The organism is Allobosea sp. LC85 (genome assembly GCF_000735605.1).
Lineage (GTDB): Bacteria > Pseudomonadota > Alphaproteobacteria > Rhizobiales > Beijerinckiaceae > Allobosea.
The window spans coordinates 118,533-134,602 of the sequence record NZ_JPKG01000028.1; the positions used below are offsets into that span (position 1 = coordinate 118,533).

A 16,070-nucleotide genomic window follows, 5' to 3' on the forward strand; every position below is an offset into this window, starting at 1 on the left:
ATGGCCGGGGTAATAGCGACGCCTTTGTCCGGGCGCAAGCCCTTTACGACACTTCGATGGCAGGAATCCTGTTCATCCCCAGATGACAGATCAATTCAACGATTGCTGCTGTTCCCGGTTGCGGCCCGGCGCGCCATGTGGTTATAGGCAGCCCTAGGACATCACCGCAGCGTGATTGTCCGCGGATGGCCTCGTGGCGGAGTGGTTACGCAGAGGACTGCAAATCCTTGCACCCCGGTTCGATTCCGGGCGAGGCCTCCACCTCCCCAAAACCAGTACCCAGACTGCCCTGAACCTCGCGCACGCAGGGGCACCAGAGCTTTGCACGACATGAACGGTTCCGGACAATCCCGTTCATCACGGGTTCGAGCCCGATCGGCTTCCATGCTGTCGATCCGATTCACATGGAGACGAATCATGCGAAACTTTTTCCTCGCCTCGGCCGTGATGCTGGGTCTGACGACTGCCCTGCCCGCAGCCGCGCTCGCAGCGCCGCCGATGACGGCAGGCGATCTGCTGAGCGGGACGTCCGATATTCAGCAGGTTCAGTATCGCGACTGGCGCCATGGCCGGGGACACTACTCCCACGGTTATCGCTACGGCCCACCGCGTGGATATTACGGCCGCCGCCATTACGGCCCGCCGCCCTATGGCTATGCACGCGGTCACTGGCGGCATCGCCACTATTACGGCCGCCCCTATTACCGCTGGTAGCGCCGCACCGCAGCAATGCCGGGATCGGCGCCATGACGGCGCCGATTTCGTGCGAGCCGGTGGGCGCAGCACGCTGGTGGCTGTCACGCTCTCTTGCCGCGCTCGCTGAAGAGCTGGGGTCGCGCGACGGCAGGCTCGGCCTCATGCGGGACGACCCAGCAAAAGCCCTCGTCCCGCGATCCCCGCAATCCTCGGCGGCAGCTAGGGGGACTTGACCGTCGTCCATATGAGAGCCTGTGCCTGCCGCGCCGATATTCGCGGACAGCCGACGAGATGCCGATGGGCAACTCCTCCGATTCGACCTCGTCCGTTGTGCCGGTCACACCCGAAACCGTCGCAACTGCGACACACGGCCTACCCACCGCGACCCGTCAGGCGCTGCGGCTCGCAACGCGGATCCAGTGCGGAGAACTCGTCATCGGTCCCCCCGATGGCAGAAGGCTGCGCTTCAAGGGCTCAGAATCAGGGCCGCAAGCTGAGCTCGTCGTGCATGATTTCAGCTTCGCTGCGCGTCTCGCCCGCAGCGGCGACCTCGGATTCGCGGAAGCCTATCTCCGGCGCGAATGGGATACACCCGATCTCGCGGGGTTCCTCGAACTCTTCGCTGCTATCCGGTGATCGAGCCCCCCTGCTCGCCGGCAAGCCGCTGGTCCGGCTCTGGCAGATGTTCCAGCACTTTCTGCGCCGCAATACCCGCGTGCAGGCGCGCAGGAACATCCATGCCCATTACGATCTCGGCAATCGCTTCTATAGCGCCTGGCTCGACCAGACCATGACCTATTCGTCGGCGCTGTTCAGCCCTGGCGAGACCGACCTTGCCGCCGCGCAGACGCGCAAATATCGCGCCCTCGCCGAGCAGACCGGCATCAAGCCCGGTGACGAGGTGCTGGAGATCGGCAGCGGCTGGGGTGGCTTTGCCGAATATGCCGCCCGTGAGATTGGCTGCAAGGTGACGGGGCTGACGATCAGCCGGGAGCAATTCGACTTCGCGCGGGAGCGAACCCACAAGGCAGGGGCTCTCCGACCGCCTCCCCTTCAAGCTCCAGGATTATCGCGACGAGGCGGGAGCCTATGACCGTATCGCCTCGATCGAGATGATCGAGGCCGTCGGCGAAGCCTTCTGGCCGGCCTATTTCGGGCAGTTGCGCGATCGGCTGCGCCCCGGCCGCACGGCGGGCCTCCAGGCCATCACGATTCGCGACGAGAGCTTCAGGATCTATCGGCGCGAACTCGATTTCATCCGGGCCTATATCTTGCCCGGCGGCATGTTGCCGACGCCGACGATCATGAGATCGCTGGGTGAGCGTTTCGGCCTGTCGCTGGCGCACGAGCGCATCTTTGGGCTCGACTACGCCACCACGCTGGCAAGCTGGCGCGACCGCTTTCGCACCGCCTGGCCACAACTGATTCCGCTGGGCTTCGACGAGCGCTTCGGCGCATGTGGGACTACTATCTCGCCTATTGCGAAGCGGGTTTCCGCACCGGCAATATCGACGTGCGTCAGATGGTGTTTGCGAAATCCATCTGACTGCGCCGGCCCTGAGCAGCCGGCGCGAGCCTTCTGTGGCGCATGCCCTCACGCTTCGAGCGCGAGCACGGCAAAGCTCGCGAGCCAGTGTTCGCCCATATAGTCGCCGGCGATATGGGGAAGCCCCGCCGTCAGGTGCCGTGCGGCAGCATCCTCCGCCAGGGTGCGACGCGGGTCGTCAGGCGCCAGCACGGCGGAGAGCGAGCGCCAGCACCACGCCCTGCTGAGGTTCAGCCCGTCGAGATGGGCGATCTTGCCATCCGTGCGATCGCTGACAGTCGCCGGCCGGAACAGGGTTTCCGGTCCGCTGTCTGCAAGCCTGGGCAGGAAGCCGTCGAACCAGGGCAGAAACTCGTCCTCCGGCAGAAGACGCCTCATGCATTCCGCCTCGATCAGCGCGGAGGACAGGAAATCGTCGCCGCTCGGTTCGCCCCAAGCCGGGCAATCCGTATCCCTGCCGAACCAGCGCCTAGCGGTATCGCGCAGCAGCCCCATGAAGGCATCGTCGCGCGTCACCGCCGCATAGTCAGCCGCCATCCTGAGGCCGAAGGCCGTGTTGAAATGCGTGCCGACGCGGACCGGATAGGTCGCGAGCGGCAGGAAGTCACGAAAGCGCTGAGCGAAAGCCTCCGCCAGCGGCGCGAGCACCTGAGACCAGCGTTGGTCGTCATGCAGGTGCAGTTCCTCGGCCAGCTTCAGAAGCCATGCCCAGCCATAGGGCCGCTTGAAGCCGCGCGCCGTCGGCGCCGCAAGATAGGCGCGCTCGACCGCGATCTTGTCGGCGGCGAACTGCTCGTCGAACAGCGCGCGAATCTCTGCGGCATGCGGAAGGCTCGGGAATCGGCGCAGCAGACGCGCCAGCATCCAGTAGCTGTGAACGCAGGAATGCCAGTCGTAGCTGCCGTAGAAGACCGGATGGAGTTCGCGCGGCGTCCTGGCGTCCTCGGGGCCGGCCAGGACATGATCAGGCTTGTTGGGATATTCGCGCCGGACGTGCCCCAGCGCAATCGCGGCAAACCGCGCAGCCAGTTCGGGCGTAAGATCAGATCGTGTCATCGGCATTCCCTTCGGTTGTCACGGCACGACCGGAGACGCCCGTGACCGGACAATCCTTACGCGACCTTGCGAGCAGCGCCTCGAGCAGGCGCGGCATGATGTAGATCGGCAGCTGAGTCGCTGCGAAGTAAAGCGCCATGCGGGGAGTTGCGGCGGCACCAAGCACCGACCAGACCAGACCGACATTGCGGTTTCCGAAAATCAGGCCAACAGTCAGGCGTTCGCGCAAGGACCCCAGCAGTGCCAAGGCCCCGCCAAGCTGCATGCCGAGATTACAGGCGAAGGCAAGCGCCGGGCAGTCGTGGCGGTGCCCTTTGTGTTGGCAGGGACCGATCTCGTCGCGACCATGGCGGAGCGGATCGCCCGGCGCTTTGCCGACGTGGCAGGCGTGGCGGTCCTTCCCCTTCCCTACGAGGTTCCGGCCTTCGCGATCGATCTCGTGCACGGACTGCGCGCGACTTCGAACCCGGTGATGCAATGGTTTGTCGATCTCATCGTCAAAACCTGCCGGACGATCTGAAACACGCCACAATCGTCAGCCACGGCCATGACGTTTAGTCAGCCCCGGACGACCTTCGCATGTCGGATGCAAGCCCCGCCTTCCTCACCCGCGCAGCCCTGCGTACGGACCTCGAGCGCCTCGGCCTTCAGCCAGGCGACAGCGTGATGGTCCATGCCGCGATGAAACGCGTCGGGCGGTTGCTGAACGGTCCCGATGCCTTGATCGGCGCCCTGCTCGACGCAATCGGCGCTCAGGGAACGCTGCTGGCCTATACCGACTGGGACGGTGCCTATGACGACCTGCTCGACGATGAGGGCCGCGTTCCCGAAACCTGGCGCCCGCATCTCCCACCCTTCGATCCGGCGGCGTCGCGCGCCATTCGCGACAATGGCGTGCTGCCCGAATTCCTGCGCACCACCCCCGGCGCGAAACGCAGTGGCAATCCCGGTGCTTCGGTTGCAGCACTCGGTGCCAGGGCGGACTGGATCACGCAGGATCACCCGCTCGACTATGGCTATGGCGAGGGTTCTCCACTGGCGAAGCTCGTCGCCATTGGCGGTAAAGTTCTCATGGTCGGCGCGCCCCGCGATACGCTGACCCTGCTGCATCATGCCGAACATCTCGCGCAGATCCCGGGCAAGCGCATCCTGCGCCGCGAGGTCCCCTTCGCGACCGCATCCGGGACGCTCTGGCGCATGATCGAGGAATTCGACACAGGCGATCCCATCGTTGCCGGACTCGATGAGGATTACTTTGCCGAGATCGTCGGTGAATTCCTCGCCGCCGGACAGGGGCGGCAGGGACAGATTGGCGCAGCAGCAAGCATCCTCGTCGACGCTGGCGCGATCACCCGTTTCGGCGTCGCCTGGCTGGAAAACCGCTTCGGCGGACAGCTCAGGCCCGCTCTCGCTTCGCCTGGCCGGTAAAGCGCCCGACTGCCCAGAAATAGACTGGGTAGGGCAAAAGGCTGATCAGCTTCACCGCCCATGACAACCGGCGTGGGAAGCTGATCTCGAAGCCGCCGCGCACGAAGCCGTCGACGATGCGTCTTGCTGCAACGGCCTCGGTCATCAGGAGCGGCATCGAGAAATCGTGCCGGCGCGTCAGGGGGGTATCGACGAAGCCCGGATTGACGACCTGAAGGCGAATGCCGAGCCTGTCGCAGTCGAATTTCAGCGCCTCGCACATATAGATCGTAGCAGCCTTGGAAGCGCCATAGGCGGCCGCTCTCGGCAGGCCGCCGAAACCGGCGATCGAGGCGTTGACCGCGATCTGGCCACGGCCCCGCGGCTTCATCCGCTCCAGCACGGCGGCCAGCCCCTTGGCTGCTCCAAGGGTATTGACCGCCAGGGCAGCCTCGAGAGCCGCGATGTCAAACACGCCACGTCGCGTGGCTGGAGCGATGCCGGCATTCAGGAAGGCCAGCGCGATCGGCCCATGCACGCTCTCGATGGCATCGACCACCACACGCATGGCAGCCGCATCCGTCACATCGCCGGCATGGGCAACGATGCGGCCCGGCAATCCGGTAGCACGCTGTGCGAGATCCTCGAGCTGTTCCAGCCGTCGTGCCGTGATCGCGACCGTCCAGCCGCGAGCGGCCAGTTCGAGTGCGACGGCCTCGCCGATGCCGGAACTCGCGCCGGTGACCCAGGCGACGCCGTCCTGCGGCTGCATGCGCGGCAATGACATGGTTTCTCCGGACGAGAGGCATCCCGGACATACAGCCCCGCAAGTGATCGGCGCAACCTTGCCGCCCCTCCCGTCCCGCTTCTGCAATGCCTCGATCGCTGCAATCCCCGCACGGCGTCGTGGCATGTGGCGCGCGCCACACAATCGGTGCAGTCTGCCGGCCGCGGCGCCAACCGCCGATGAATCAGGACCACGACCGATGCCGACAGAATTGCTCTTCCGCCAGGACGCCTACCTCACCGAGACCCCGGCCAAGGTAGAGGCGCTGAACGAACGCGGCGGCATCGTTCTCGATCGCACGGTGTTCTACGCCACCGGCGGCGGCCAGCCGGGCGATGCCGGGCGAATTCGCCTCACCGACGGCAGCGAGATCGCAATCGGCACCACGATCTACGACCCCGAGGACAAGAGCCGCGTCATCCACGTGCCGCTCGAGGGGCAGGCAGCACCTCAGCCTGGCGACACTGTCACCCTGTTGCTCGACTGGGGGCGCCGCCTGAAGCGCATGCGCATCCACACCGCCTTGCACCTGCTCAGCGTCGTGCTGCCCTTCCCCGTCACCGGCGGTTCGATCGGCGATGGCGACGGCCGTCTCGATTTCGACATCCCGGAAGGCGGGCTCGACAAGGCGGAGATCGGCGAAAAGCTGAACGCGCTGATTGCCCGCAATGCCGCCGTCACCGAGCGTTGGATCACCGACGAGGAACTCGATGCCAATCCCGGCCTGGTCAAGACCATGTCGGTCAAGCCGCCGCGGGGATCCGGACGTGTGCGGCTGGTTTCGATCGACGGCATCGATCTCCAGCCCTGCGGTGGAACCCATGTCCGCAACACCTCCGAGATCGGTGTTGTCGCGATCACCGATATCGAGAAGAAGGGCAAGCAGAACAGGCGCGTGCGCATCGCGCTCGCCTGAACCCGCCAGACTTCGCCTCATCAGCAGGAAACGCCAACCATGGCCAGCAATGATGTTTTCGTCTCCACCGAATGGCTCGCCGAGCGCCTGAACGCGCCCGATATCGTGGTGGTCGACGGCTCCTGGTATCTCCCCATGCACGCCCGCGATCCCGCCGCCGAATACGCAGAACGGCGCATTCCCGGAGCGGTGCGCTTCGACATCGATACGGTGAAGGACGCCAATTCCGACCTGCCGCATATGCTGCCGCGGCCGGATGCCTTCGCGGCCGCCGTCGGCGCCATGGGCATCGGCGACGGCATGCGCATCGTCGTCTATGACGGGCTCGGCCTGTTCTCGGCCGCGCGCGTGCGCTGGACCTTCAAGACCTTCGGGGCGAAGGACGTCGTCATCCTCGAAGGCGGCTTCCCGAAATGGCAGGCCGAAGGCCGCCCGATCGAGGAAGGCCCGCCGCGCGCCCGCGCCGCCCGTACCTTCACCGCCCGGCTCGACCACTCCGCCGTCGCCGATGCCGACGATGTCGAGCGTGCGCTGAATGGCGCTGCGATCCAGGTCGTCGACGCCCGTCCGGCCGACCGCTTCCGCGGTGAGGCGCCGGAGCCGCGCGCCGGCGTGCGCTCGGGCCATATGCCGGGTTCGCTCAACCTGCCCTTCCCCGCGATCATCGCCGATGGCAGGCTCCGTTCGCCGGAAGCCATCGCCGCCGCCTTCACCGAGGCGGGCGTCGATCTGGACAAGCCGCTGATCACCAGCTGCGGCTCCGGCGTCTCGGCCGCGATCCTCTCGACCGCGCTCGAGACCATCGGCAAGCCGGCGCGCGCCATCTATGACGGCTCCTGGGCCGAATGGGGCGCGAGCGACCGGCCGATCGCAACCGGGCCGGCCAGGAAGGGCTAAGGCATCGGCCCGAAAAGCGGAATGCGGTTTTCCGGAAAGCCGATGCAAATGCAGAAAGATTAGATCATCGGACCGGACACGAGATCCGCTCCGATGATCTAAAAAAGCGCTGGAGCTTGCCTCAATAAGTCGCTCTGCCGCCTGACAGATCGAAAATCCCACCGGTCGAGAAGGAACATTCGTCGGAGGAGAGCCAGAGCACCATTCTGGCCACCTCCTCGATCTCGACGAAGCGGCCCATCGGAATACGGCCGAGGATGTCAGCGCGACGTTCAGCCGAGATTTCCTTGGCCATCGCGGTCTCGGCAGCGGCCGGCGTGATCGCGGTGACGATGATGCCGTCGCGTGCGGTTTCCTTGGCAACGCTTTTGGTCAGCGCGATCAACCCCGCTTTGGAGGCGCTATAGGCGGCCGCCATCGCCATGCCTTCCTTGCCCTGGATCGAGGCGATGTTGACGATATGGCCGCGCAACGGGTGCGGGTTCTGTGCGGAGTGCCGCGCAGTTTGTGCCCGCATGCGCCCGACGACGGCGCGCGTCACGAGATAGGCGCCGAACAGGTTCACCTGCAGCACGCGCTGAAAATTCTCGGGCGAGGTTTCCCAGACCGGCTTGACCTCGCCGAGTACACCGGCATTGTTGACGAGGATATCGACCCGGCCACCGGCGAAGGTGGTATCGGCGGCATGTTCGACCGCCGCCACATTCGTGATGTCGACCTCCCGGACGCTCACGGCCGGGCCGAGTTCCGACCTCGCCTGCGCCAGCGCCGACGCGCTCATGTCCCAGAGTTCGACTTCCGCACCGGCATCCATCAGCGCCTTGGCCATGCCACGCCCGAGCCCGCCAGCCCCACCGGTGATGATCGCACGGCGCCCGCCGAATTCGTAGGTCGCAGTCATTAGCCCGCACTCCAGGCAGTCTTGGTTCGGGTGATCTGGTGACGATAGAGCCCTAGATCGAATGGTCCCTCGCCGCCAAGCGCCGTGAGTTTCTCGCCTGCCAGTTCCACCTTGGCCAGGTTCGCGAATTCCGCCTCGTCACCCCAGCCTTCGAGCAGCAACACCCAGCGTGGGACGGCATTGGCAACGCCGCGCGCCTTCTGCTCGGCGGTGGCGACACCGCTGGCCTCGGCATCGGCGGTGAGCACATGCACGCCGGCGACGCCTGCTCGCGCCAGCAGATCGGGAACGAACTGGCGAAGCAGGGCAGCCTTGTGTTCCGCCGTCCGCGCTTCCGGCACATCATAGCGCAGCGTCGCCATCAGCCCACCCTGCGCCGGCCCGGCGCTATGCGCCACCCGGCAGATCGAACGGGCGACCGAGCGAAAATGCTTGACCGCAGCAAGGGTCCAGGGCGTCGGCGCGTTCACGCGTGCGGTGTAATCCTGCCCCTTCAGAACCTCGACGCTCAGCGCCTCGTAGAGATTGAAGAACTCGAGATCGGCCTCGATGGCGACATAACGCCGGCCGCGCAGGAATCCGGGAATACCGACGCGTTCCGGCATGTGCTCCTGACCGTGCCAGGCATAGAAAACCTCGCGCCCTTCCGGAGCGATGTCGTGCCAGATCGCGACCGCCCCTTCTCCCGCCAAACTCATGATCGCTCCCTCGCCCGCCATCGCAGGGCCCGTTGACTCGGCCTGTCCCGGCTCATATACGAAATCAAATTCTGAAATGGAATGCTATTCCAAAAAGAAGAAATCAAGGGTGGAACGGTGACGATCGCAGCGGTGGACCGCGCGCTGAAGATGCTGGAAATGCTGTCGGGAGAACCCGCCGGCATCGATCTCGGCGCCCTCGCCGAGCGGCTCGACCTGCCGGCCAGCGCAACCCACCGTCTGTTGACCACCTTCGCCGAGCGCGGCTTTGTTGCGCAGGATCCGGCGAGCGGCGCCTACGCGCTGACCCTGAAGCTCTCTCTCCTCGCCTTCCGCAATCTTGATCTCCGCCATCTGCCCGATGCCGGTCAGATCGTGCTCGACCGGCTCGCCCAGGCGACAGGCGAATATTGCCGCCTGGCCGTGGTCGAAGGGGAGAATCTGGTCTGGATCGCGCGTTCGCAGGGCGCGACCGCCGGCCTTCGCTACGAACCGCCGATGGGCTCGGAGATCGTTCTGCATGCCACGGCGACCGGCAAGGCCTGGCTCGCCTCCCTGCCCGAGGACCGGGCGCTTCGCATCGTTTGTGCTCGCGGCTTCCAGGCAGAGGGGCGCACCGGTCCGAATGCCGTCACCGGCGTCGAGGCCTTGCGCAGCCATCTCACTGAGACGCGCCGGCGCGGCTTTGCGCTCGCGACGGAGGAAGGCGAGATCGGCACCGTGGCGATGGCGACGACCTTCCGCTCCGCGCCAGGCGCAGAGGCGCCGATCGCCGGCACGTTGAGCGTCGCCGGCCCCGCGGCCCGGATGCAGGCCGAGCGCCATGGTTCGATTGCCGATGCCCTGCAGAGGGCCGCGGCCGAGATGGCAGAGATCTGGCCGTTGCGCCGCCGCCAGAGTTCCGCGCTGCAGAACCCTACGCTGAATGGCCGGCCGAGCCCCCTTCTCCAGACAGGAACCCAGGCATGAGCAATGATGGCGCTATCGCGCCTGCCGCGGCGTCCTCCACGAGACCTGTTCCCGCCACCAGTCATGCGCGCGCCTGGGTCTCCGCCATCGCCTGGCCCCTCGCCAGCTTTGCCGTGCTGCTGCTCGCCTGGCAGTGGTTCGTGCCGATGGCCGGCATCCCGGAATACATCCTGCCGGTGCCGAGCGCCTTCTTCGAGCGGCTCTGGATCGACCGGGCCCTGATCGCCCAGCATACGCTGGTGACCGCCAATGAGATCATCCTCGGCTTCCTGATGGCGGCGGTGATCTCGATCCCGCTCGGCTACATCATCGTCTCCGTGAAGATCCTGGAGAAGGCGATCTATCCAGTCATCGTCTTCTTCCAGCTTGTACCGAAAATCGCGATCGCGCCGCTTTTCGTCGTCTGGTTCGGCTTCGGCCTGTTCCCGAAGGTGCTGCTGACCTTCCTGCTCTGCTTCTTCCCGACACTGGTCGCCAGCATGACCGGCTTCAGGGCGCTCGACGAACGCGTGCTCTACCTCACGCGCTCGATGGGCGCCTCAGCCTGGCAGACCTTCCGCTATGTCCGGGTACCGGCAGCGCTGACCTATATCTTCTCAGGCCTGAAGGTCTCTGCCGTCTTCGCTGCCACCGGCGCCATCGTCGGCGAATTCGTCGGCGCCAATGCCGGCCTCGGCTATCTCCTGCTGCGCGGCACCAGCTTCCTCGACATGCCGTTGATCTTCGCCTGCCTCGTTGCGCTGAGCCTCGTCGGCATCGTCTTCAGCTATCTCGTCGACGGGCTCGAAGTGCTGCTGATGCCCTGGCAGCGGAAGGGCTGACCACTCCAAGACCAAGAAATACCCGGCTCGAACCGGGGCACGGGACAATGATCATGGGAGGAACCAACATGAACCGCCGCAGTCTCATCGCCGCCGCAACTCTGATCGCGCTCAGCACCACGACGGCCTTCGCGCAGGGCGCCGGCAAGCCAATGAAGATCACGCTCAACTTCCTTGCCGCAGCACCCAATGCCGGCTTCATGATGGCCAAGCAGCTCGGTCTCTACGAGAAGGCCGGCATCAACCTGACGATCGAGGAAGGCAAGGGCTCGGGCACCACCGCGCAGATGGTCGCGACCGGCCAGACCGATATCGGCTTCGCCGACGCACCGGCCGCGATGCAGCTGCGCACCAAGGGCGCGCCGGTGAAGATCATCGCCCCGGTGCTGCAGACCAACGGCTTTGCCATCATCTCGCTCGAGGAGAGCAATATCGCCTCGCCCAAGGACCTGATCGGCAAGAAGGTCGCGGTCCAGCCCGGCACGGCCCAGACGACGCTGCTCGATGCGATCCTGGCCAGCAACCAGATCGACAAGACCAAGCTCGACATCATCAATATCGATCCTGGCGCCTTCGTCGGCGCGTTGCTGGAAAAGAAGGTCGACGCCATCCTTGGCGGCGCCGATTTCCATTCGATTCAGATCCGCGAGCGCGGCTTCAAGGTGCGCGACATCTTCTATCGCGATGTTGGCGTGCCGACCGTGGGCCTCTCGATCATCGCCCGCGACGACCGGATCAAGGCCGATGCCGATCTGTTCAAGAAATTCGTCGAGGCGAGCCTTCAGGGCTGGGATGCCGCCCGCAAGAACCCCGACGCTGCGGCCGATGCCGTGGTGGCTCAGTTCCCTTCCGTGAAGAAGGCACAGGTGCTCGCGCAGTTCGACGTCGTCAACAAGCTGCTCTGCGCGCCGGGCGCGACGTCGCTCGGCAAGGTGCCGGAGAAGAACTGGACCGTCAGCTTCGACCTGCTGACGCAATTTCTCGGCCTGCCCAAGGACAAGCCGATCACCGACTATTACTCGACCGAGCTGCTGCCGGCCTCGGCGCCGGCCTGTTCCTGAGGTTTCCATGAGCCTCGCGACCCAAGCCTCGGGTTCCGGCGCCGCCTCCATCCAGGGGCGCGGCGTCATCAAGACCTTCGGCGGCTTCACCGCCGTCGACGGTCTCACCCTCGATATCCGGAGTGGCGAATTCGTCAGCCTGATCGGTCCTTCCGGCTGCGGCAAGAGCACCTTCATGCTCATGGCGGCCGGTCTGATGCCGGTCAGCGCCGGCGAACTGCTGGTTGACGGCCGGAAGCTAACCGAGCCGCTCACCGATATCGGCATCGTCTTCCAGGACCACCTGCTGCTGGAGTTCCGGACTGCACTGGAGAACGTTATGCTCCAGGCCGAAATCCGGGGCCTGCCATTGGCACCGGCACGCGAGCGGGCACTCGATCTGTTCGCCAAGCTCGGCATCTCCCATGCCGTCGATCGCTATCCGAAGCAGCTCTCCGGCGGCATGCGCCAGCGCGTCTCGATCGCCCGGGCGCTGATCCACAACCCGTCGGTACTGATGATGGACGAGCCCTTCGGCGCGCTCGACGCCATCACCCGGACGCAGATCCGGCACGACCTCGAAATGCTCTGGCTGGAGACCGGCAAGACGGTCGTGTTCATCACCCACAGCATCGACGAGGCGATCGGCCTTTCCGACCGTGTGCTGGTGATGTCACCGACGCCCGGCCGGATTGTCGACGAGATCGCGATCGAGCTACCGCGGCCACGCCCCGCCCATCTCGGCGACTATCCCAGCTTCAACGCCTATGCCGACCGCATCCACGACGCCTTCAGGCGTTTTGGCGTGATCCGGTATTGAGGCTTGCCAGCGGCGCCCATCGGATTAGCCTCCCGGATGGAAGGAGCCTCCGATGGCCGATCACGATCACCCACATTCGCACGACCATGACGAGCCGCGCTGGAAGCATGACGGCGTGCGCGTCATCACCGGCGACAAGCTCGATCCCAACACCGCCCAGACCCCTGGCATGTTCCGTCAGGCCGCGATCAACCACGCCCGGGTCGGCGCGCAAAAGATCTGGGCGGGCACGGTCTCGATCCAGCCCAACGCCAAGACCGGCGTGCATCATCATGGCGAACTGGAAAGCGTGATCTATGTCGTGCGCGGCAAGGCCCGCATGCGCTGGGGCGAGCGACTCGAATTCGTCGCGGAGGCCGGACCGGGCGACTTCATCTATGTGCCGCCCTTCGTGCCGCACCAGGAGATCAACGCCAATCCGGACGAGCCGCTCGAATGCGTGCTGGTGCGTTCCGATAACGAGGCCGTGGTGGTCAACATCACCGATGTCGACCCGGTCGAAGCGCCTGAAGAGGTCTACTGGGTCGACCCGATCCACAAGCACCCACCGGGTGGCAGCCCCCGAGACTAGATCACGCTGCGTTTGGACGACATCGTCCAAACGCAGAAAACGTGATCGACTCTCATCGTTTAGAGCATGCTTGATGCGAAAAACCGTTGCCACTTTTTCGCAGCATGCTCTAACAGCCGACCTCGACATCGCCAGACTGATCAGGCGCGATCAGCGCATGTCCCGAAGGGCCATCCCCTCATGCATGGTGATTGCCACGGCTCTCGACGCCACGCAACGATCGCTATATTCCATGGTACACAGCGATAGCGATTTCGAGGGGACGCGCCCATGACAACCCGCCGCCACGCACTCGGACTTGCCGCAGCCTTCCTGTTGGGAATGGCCACCGTCTCAGGTCCGGCCCAGGCGCAGAGCAAGGAGCTCGTCATTTTCGCGGCCGCGAGCCTCAAGAATGCGCTCGACGAGGCCGCGGCCAACTGGGTCAGGGAAAGCGGCAAGCCGGCGCCAAAAATTTCCTATGCGGCGAGCAACGCGCTGGCCAAGCAGATCGCACAGGGTGCACCGGCGGATATCTTCATGTCGGCCGATCTCGACTGGATGGATTACGCCGCGTCGAAGAACCTGATCAAGCCCGACACCCGCGTCAGCCTGCTGGCCAACCGGATCGCGCTCATCGCCGCGAAGGATTCGACTGCCAAGGTCGAGCTGAAACCGGGCGTCGATCTGGCCACCGTGCTCGGCTCCGGCCGGCTCGCCATGGGCAATGTCGATTCCGTGCCGGCCGGTAAATACGGCAAGGCGGCACTCGAGAAGCTCGGTGGCTGGGACAAGATCAAGGACAAGGCGGCACAGGCCGACAACGTTCGTGCCGCCCTGTTGCTGGTCTCGCGCGGCGAGGCGCCGCTCGGCATCGTCTACACCACCGACGCCGCCGCCGACCCGCAGGTCAAGATTGTCGCCACCTTCCCCGAGGACACGCACCCGCCGATCATCTATCCGGTTGCGGTGACCAAGGACTCGGCCAACACAGACGCGCGGGCCTTCATGAGCTATCTGCGCGGTCCGGCCGCCAAGGGCGCCTTCGAGAAGCAGGGCTTCACGGTGCTGAACAAGGCTGCCAGCTCTTCGTGAGCGACTGGCTTTCACCCGAGGAATGGACGGCGGTCAGGCTCAGCCTGCTTGTCGCGACGACTGCCACGATCGCGAGCCTGCCGATCGGCGTCGCGGTCGCGTTCCTGCTGGCACGAGGCCGCTTCTGGGGCAAGTCGCTGCTGGACGCCGTCGTGCATCTGCCGCTGATCATGCCGCCGGTCGTGACCGGGTATCTGCTGCTGATCGGTTTCGGGCGGCGCGGCCCCATCGGACAATTTCTCTATGACTGGTTCGGCATCGTCCTCTCCTTCCGCTGGACCGGGGCCGCGCTTGCGGCCGCCGTGATGGGTTTCCCGCTGATGGTGCGGGCGATCCGGCTTTCGATCGAGGCCGTCGACCGCAAGCTCGAGGATGCCGCCGGCACCCTTGGCGCCAGTCCGCTCTGGGTCTTCCTGGCCGTGACATTGCCGCTGTGCCTACCCGGCATCGTCGTCGGCATGATCCTGAGCTTCGCCAAGGCGATGGGCGAGTTCGGCGCAACCATCACCTTCGTCTCGAACATTCCCGGCGAGACCCAGACCCTGCCCTCGGCGATCTATACCTTCACGCAAGTGCCCGGCGGCGAGGCCGGGGCCATGCGGCTGACCCTGATCTCGATTGCCATCTCCGTCATCGCACTGTTCGCCTCCGAGGCGATGGCACGGTTTGTCGGGCGCCGGATCGAGATCGAATGAGCCCGGCTCTCGATATCGCGATCGAGCATCGGCTCGGGAACTTCCTGCTCGACGCCCGCTTCACCGCCAATGGCGGTCTGACGGCTCTCTTCGGGCGCTCCGGCTCGGGCAAGACCTCGCTGGTCAATGTCATCGGCGGCTTGATCCGTCCGACACGTGGCCGGGTCGTCATCGCGGGTGAAACCCTGGTCGACACCGCCCATGGCATCTTCGTCCCGAAACATCGTCGCCGTATCGGCTATGTCTTCCAGGAAGCGCGGCTGTTCCCGCATCTCACCGTCCGCCAGAACCTGCTCTTCGGCCGCTGGTTCGCCAGGCACCAGGGCCATGACGGCACCGAGATTGCGAACGTGCTCGAACTGCTCGGCATCGGCCATTTGCTGGAGCGGCGCCCCGCGGGGCTGTCGGGCGGCGAGAAGCAGCGCGTGGCAATCGGCCGTGCCCTGCTGGCCAGGCCGCGCCTGCTCCTGATGGATGAGCCGCTCGCCTCGCTCGACGAAGCACGCAAGTCCGAGATTCTGCCCTATATCGAGCGGTTGCGTGACGAGATGGGCCTGCCGATCGTCTATGTCTCGCATTCGGCGACCGAGGTCGCGCGCCTGGCGACGAACCTGGTCATCGTCGACCAGGGCGTGGTCAAGGCGTCGGGTTCGACGGCAGAGGTGATGTCGCGGCTCGATGTCGCGATGTTGCCCGGAGCGCCGGAGGCGAGCGCCGTGCTGGACGCCGAAGTCACGAGCCTCGACCCCGTCCATCACCTGGCAACGTTGTCGACGCAGGCAGGCCAGCTCCTTGTTACACGCCCTGGCCTGCGTCCGGGAGCGCGGCTGCGCGCCCGCATCCTCGCCAGCGACGTGTTCCTCAGCCTCCATCCGCTTGAAGGCATCAGTGCGCTCAACGTGCTGCAGGGTACCATTGTCGAGATCGGCTTGGGGGGCGGAACGGACAGAGCCGCGATCGACCTGCGCATCGATTGCAATGGCGCCATGCTGGTTGCCCGGCTGACCGCGAAATCGGTGGCCCGGCTTGAGCTGAAACCAGGCAGCTCGGTCTATGCGGTCATCAAGAGCGTCTCGGTCGACGCGCCCTGACCCTGTCCAGGCCACGGGACGGAAGCTGCTCGTGCCATTGCGCTGTCGTTCGGCATATATGGCGGGGCGACGGGAAACGACGATG

Annotated in this window: 18 protein-coding genes, 1 tRNA gene and 1 pseudogene; 15 read left to right on the forward strand and 5 right to left on the reverse strand. The window is 65.4% G+C overall.

From position 1 onward, the window contains the following. Nucleotides 1-187 precede the first annotated feature (187 nt). From FG93_RS14125 to FG93_RS14135, 3 genes and pseudogenes are all read left to right on the forward strand, one after another. Nucleotides 188-261: transfer RNA gene (locus FG93_RS14125), tRNA-Cys, on the forward strand. Between the two features lie 156 nt (nucleotides 262-417). After that, complete coding sequence (locus tag FG93_RS14130) at nucleotides 418-714, forward strand: hypothetical protein (protein WP_043235333.1); 297 nt, start codon at nucleotides 418-420, stop codon at nucleotides 712-714. A gap of 279 nt (nucleotides 715-993) precedes the next feature. After that, nucleotides 994-2,242: pseudogene (locus FG93_RS14135) on the forward strand (class I SAM-dependent methyltransferase). Nucleotides 2,243-2,290: 48 nt separating this feature from the next. On the opposite strand, the gene FG93_RS14140 reads toward FG93_RS14135, so the two are convergent. Both FG93_RS14140 and FG93_RS14145 read right to left on the reverse strand, forming a co-directional pair. Next, on the reverse strand, nucleotides 2,291-3,298 hold the full coding sequence (locus tag FG93_RS14140; protein ID WP_043235334.1) for a DUF2891 domain-containing protein: 1,008 nt from the start codon (nucleotides 3,296-3,298) through the stop codon (nucleotides 2,291-2,293). Continuing rightward, a complete protein-coding gene (locus FG93_RS14145) occupies nucleotides 3,285-3,545 on the reverse strand; it encodes a hypothetical protein (protein ID WP_152579437.1) in 261 nt (86 codons plus the stop codon). The genes FG93_RS14140 and FG93_RS14145 overlap by 14 nt, the downstream gene beginning before the upstream one ends. 72 nt (nucleotides 3,546-3,617) lie before the next feature. On the opposite strand from FG93_RS14145, the gene FG93_RS14150 reads away from it, so the two are divergent. Continuing rightward, a complete protein-coding gene (locus tag FG93_RS14150) occupies nucleotides 3,618-3,818 on the forward strand; it encodes a hypothetical protein (protein WP_152579438.1) in 201 nt (66 codons plus the stop codon). A 59-nt stretch (nucleotides 3,819-3,877) separates the two neighbouring features. Next, nucleotides 3,878-4,726, forward strand: a complete 849-nt coding sequence (aac(3), locus tag FG93_RS14155) for an aminoglycoside 3-N-acetyltransferase (RefSeq protein ID WP_052513754.1) — start codon at nucleotides 3,878-3,880, stop codon at nucleotides 4,724-4,726. Here the strand turns inward: aac(3) and FG93_RS14160 are convergent. Next, nucleotides 4,695-5,492, reverse strand: a complete 798-nt coding sequence (locus FG93_RS14160; protein WP_043235339.1) for an SDR family NAD(P)-dependent oxidoreductase — start codon at nucleotides 5,490-5,492, stop codon at nucleotides 4,695-4,697. The two genes, aac(3) and FG93_RS14160, sit on opposite strands and share 32 nt — an antisense overlap. A 199-nt stretch (nucleotides 5,493-5,691) precedes the next feature. Between FG93_RS14160 and FG93_RS14165 the strand changes: the two genes are divergently transcribed. Together FG93_RS14165 and sseA are read left to right on the forward strand one after the other, a co-directional pair. Next, nucleotides 5,692-6,408, forward strand: coding sequence for an alanyl-tRNA editing protein (locus tag FG93_RS14165; RefSeq protein WP_043235340.1), 717 nt, complete (start codon nucleotides 5,692-5,694; stop codon nucleotides 6,406-6,408). A 39-nt stretch (nucleotides 6,409-6,447) separates the two neighbouring features. Then, nucleotides 6,448-7,305, forward strand: a complete 858-nt coding sequence (gene sseA, locus FG93_RS14170; protein ID WP_043235342.1) for a 3-mercaptopyruvate sulfurtransferase — start codon at nucleotides 6,448-6,450, stop codon at nucleotides 7,303-7,305. Between the two features lie 121 nt (nucleotides 7,306-7,426). Here the strand turns inward: sseA and FG93_RS14175 are convergent, their stop codons facing one another. Both FG93_RS14175 and FG93_RS14180 read right to left on the reverse strand, forming a co-directional pair. Beyond that, nucleotides 7,427-8,206, reverse strand: coding sequence for an SDR family NAD(P)-dependent oxidoreductase (locus tag FG93_RS14175; protein WP_043235344.1), 780 nt, complete (start codon nucleotides 8,204-8,206; stop codon nucleotides 7,427-7,429). Continuing rightward, nucleotides 8,206-8,904 (reverse strand): hypothetical protein, encoded by a 699-nt coding sequence (locus tag FG93_RS14180; RefSeq protein WP_043235596.1) that lies wholly within the window; start codon nucleotides 8,902-8,904, stop codon nucleotides 8,206-8,208. The genes FG93_RS14175 and FG93_RS14180 overlap by 1 nt, the downstream gene beginning before the upstream one ends. Before the next feature lie 117 nt (nucleotides 8,905-9,021). Here FG93_RS14180 and FG93_RS14185 point away from each other — a divergent pair, with 117 nt between their 5' ends. From FG93_RS14185 to modC, 8 genes are all read left to right on the forward strand, one after another. Further along, nucleotides 9,022-9,873: an IclR family transcriptional regulator gene (locus FG93_RS14185; protein WP_052513784.1), complete on the forward strand. Its 852-nt coding sequence runs from the start codon at nucleotides 9,022-9,024 to the stop codon at nucleotides 9,871-9,873. Continuing rightward, nucleotides 9,870-10,694 carry an ABC transporter permease gene (locus tag FG93_RS14190; protein WP_081881543.1) on the forward strand — a complete coding sequence of 275 codons (825 nt, stop codon included), beginning with the start codon at nucleotides 9,870-9,872 and terminating at the stop codon, nucleotides 10,692-10,694. The genes FG93_RS14185 and FG93_RS14190 overlap by 4 nt, the downstream gene beginning before the upstream one ends. A gap of 68 nt (nucleotides 10,695-10,762) precedes the next feature. Beyond that, a complete protein-coding gene (locus tag FG93_RS14195; RefSeq protein ID WP_043235346.1) occupies nucleotides 10,763-11,755 on the forward strand; it encodes an ABC transporter substrate-binding protein in 993 nt (330 codons plus the stop codon). 7 nt (nucleotides 11,756-11,762) lie between these two features. Beyond that, nucleotides 11,763-12,554 carry an ABC transporter ATP-binding protein gene (locus tag FG93_RS14200; protein ID WP_043235349.1) on the forward strand — a complete coding sequence of 264 codons (792 nt, stop codon included), beginning with the start codon at nucleotides 11,763-11,765 and terminating at the stop codon, nucleotides 12,552-12,554. A gap of 52 nt (nucleotides 12,555-12,606) precedes the next feature. Further along, nucleotides 12,607-13,125: a cupin domain-containing protein gene (locus FG93_RS14205; RefSeq protein WP_043235351.1), complete on the forward strand. Its 519-nt coding sequence runs from the start codon at nucleotides 12,607-12,609 to the stop codon at nucleotides 13,123-13,125. A gap of 321 nt (nucleotides 13,126-13,446) precedes the next feature. After that, a complete protein-coding gene (gene modA, locus FG93_RS14215) occupies nucleotides 13,447-14,199 on the forward strand; it encodes a molybdate ABC transporter substrate-binding protein (protein ID WP_052513786.1) in 753 nt (250 codons plus the stop codon). Then, on the forward strand, nucleotides 14,196-14,894 hold the full coding sequence (gene modB, locus FG93_RS14220; protein ID WP_043235357.1) for a molybdate ABC transporter permease subunit: 699 nt from the start codon (nucleotides 14,196-14,198) through the stop codon (nucleotides 14,892-14,894). Before modA ends, modB begins: the two co-directional genes overlap by 4 nt. Beyond that, a complete protein-coding gene (gene modC, locus FG93_RS14225) occupies nucleotides 14,891-15,985 on the forward strand; it encodes a molybdenum ABC transporter ATP-binding protein (protein ID WP_043235359.1) in 1,095 nt (364 codons plus the stop codon). The genes modB and modC overlap by 4 nt, the downstream gene beginning before the upstream one ends. Nucleotides 15,986-16,070 lie beyond the last annotated feature (85 nt).